We start from the raw sequence: 2,208 nt of genomic DNA on the forward strand, positions 1-2,208 counted from the left end.
CTTGATCTTTTGACTACTTTTGGATCAAGCCAAAAGTAGGTTCAATATTTTCTAAACACGAATATAATTCGCTATTAATAATCTCCTTACACCACCTCCCAACCAGCGATATTCCGGTCGTCGGGACTAAAAGAGGCTCCTACTTTTACCAATTGACGACCATCTACCGTATAAGGGATCAGGTAACCTTTATCGTCAATCTGTTTTAATGCTTCGGTTGTACTTCCATTCAACTTGAACTCGAAGACATAGATATAATCACCTGTTTTTACCACAGCATCAGCACGACCACGGGCACTGCGTACCTCGACATCACAAAACTGACCCATCAACTTGAATACAAGATAAAAGACTACCTGATAATGACGTTCAGTTTTCTCGTTCAGTTCATAAGGAAAATCGGCAAAAAACGCTTTCAGGCGATTCATAAAGGCATCTACATCACCGGCACGAAGCTCGCGAACGAATTTGCCAATATAGAAACCACTTTTGTCTTCGGTGATCGCTGTATAGAAAGGGGTAATAAAATTTATAAAACCATATTTTACTTCTTCATTCGGGAAGCCTAAGGTGTATAAACCGAATTCTTTATCATATCCTTTGATTGTCAGATATCCACTTTGATAAAGTAATGGGATCGGATTGTTAGCTTCCACACGATATTCAGAAAAAGCCGACGCACGCATTTCCACTCCATTCAAAAGCAAACGCAGATCATACTCGCTTTTCTTTAGCAGTTCGACCAGGAAAGTGGGTGTACCCGTCTGAAACCAATAGCTATCGAAACTCCTGTATTTAAGAGCATTCAATACACTAAACGGATTAAATATTCCTACGGAGTTGTGATAAAAATGATACCCGTCATATTGTTCTGCCATTTTTTGAATAGACGCATCGACTGATAAGTTGTTAGCACCGGCTATTTCTTCCAATTCCGGGACAAAGTTGGTCACCAGCTCTTCCTTCGTTATTCCACATACGGATGTATAATCTTGCCGCATGCTGATATCGTCTAATTGATTCAAATCACTGAACACGCTTACATGCGCAAATTTCGTTACTCCAGTAAGGAATACAAATTTCAGATAAGGATCTGCAGTTTTCAATACGCCGTAAAAAGCTTTCAACGTATTGCGATAGTCTGTCTGAAGCGCTTCATCTCCCAATGCTTGCAACAATGGTTTATCGTATTCGTCTATCAAAACTACCGCCTGGCGGCCGGTCTTTTCTACTGCACGGCGGATAATACCGGAAAAACGAGTGGAAAGGGTTCGTTCATCTGTCCCTTTTCCATAGATTTCTTCCCAACGGGTTAAATGAGTACTCAGAATGGCATCGAGTGCCTGGGGAGAATCATATTTCTCGGCATTCAGATCCAAATGCAGTACTGGAAACTCAAACCAGTCGGTTTCCAGTTTATCAATGGCAAGGCCTTTAAAGAGTTCCCTCTTTCCCAGAAAATAAGCTTCGAGAGTAGAAAGAAACAGGCTTTTACCAAAACGACGCGGACGGCTCAGGAAATAAGGTTTACCTGTCGTTACCAATTGATATAACAAAGCTGTTTTATCAACGTATACATAATCATTATTCCGCAAATCTTCGAAACTCTGTATTCCGATCGGTAATTTTCTGATTTCCGCATTCATAATAAACTATTTCCTAAGATTCTTAAATTATTCAAATTCGCGTAAAGCCTCCGGCTGCCAGCCTCTGTAAACTGCAGCCAGCAGACGTAGACGGGTATTTCCGGTACTGGCAAGTACCTTTTCATCAGAGGCATATTTACGTAATTGTGTCTCTGCCTCTTCTATCAACGATTCTACCTTCGTTGTCGTATCGTCCCGTTTCAGAAACTTCAACTCTATCAGGTACGAATACTGCATATCCGGATAGTTTGCCAGATTAGGCATTAAATAAAGATCAGAAAAACCGCGACCCGCCTCAAATTCCGGCCAGATGATAAAATAATCCGTCAACCCCATATAAGCCACCATTAATGTCTTAATGGTCGTTTCCTGATAGATCGCATCGCGAAGGACAGCTTTCTTATCTACCTGTTCGGCAAAAAAGGCCAATGCAGCCTCCCATTCTCCGAAATAGGCCATACGGCGCATACGATCGGATAGCTCCATAAACGGGAAAACAACTGATTCGCGTTCTTTCATCGCTTCCACAAGGTAACCGTAAATCTGTTCGCGAACGGCCAGG

General features: G+C 41.8%; 2 protein-coding genes. Both read right to left on the bottom strand.

What is annotated here, in order from left to right; translation table 11 throughout:
- Window positions 1-86: 86 nt before the first annotated feature.
- The gene (locus tag QZ076_RS21915; RefSeq protein ID WP_293717233.1) at window positions 87-1,646 is read right to left on the bottom strand and encodes an ATP-binding protein; all 1,560 of its coding nucleotides are present in this window, start codon (window positions 1,644-1,646) and stop codon (window positions 87-89) included.
- A 27-nt stretch (window positions 1,647-1,673) separates the two neighbouring features.
- The coding region (locus QZ076_RS21920; RefSeq protein WP_293717234.1) for a PD-(D/E)XK nuclease domain-containing protein at window positions 1,674-2,208 on the bottom strand (535 nt) is incomplete at its 5' end.

Source organism: uncultured Parabacteroides sp. (genome assembly GCF_905196875.1).
GTDB lineage: Bacteria > Bacteroidota > Bacteroidia > Bacteroidales > Tannerellaceae > Parabacteroides.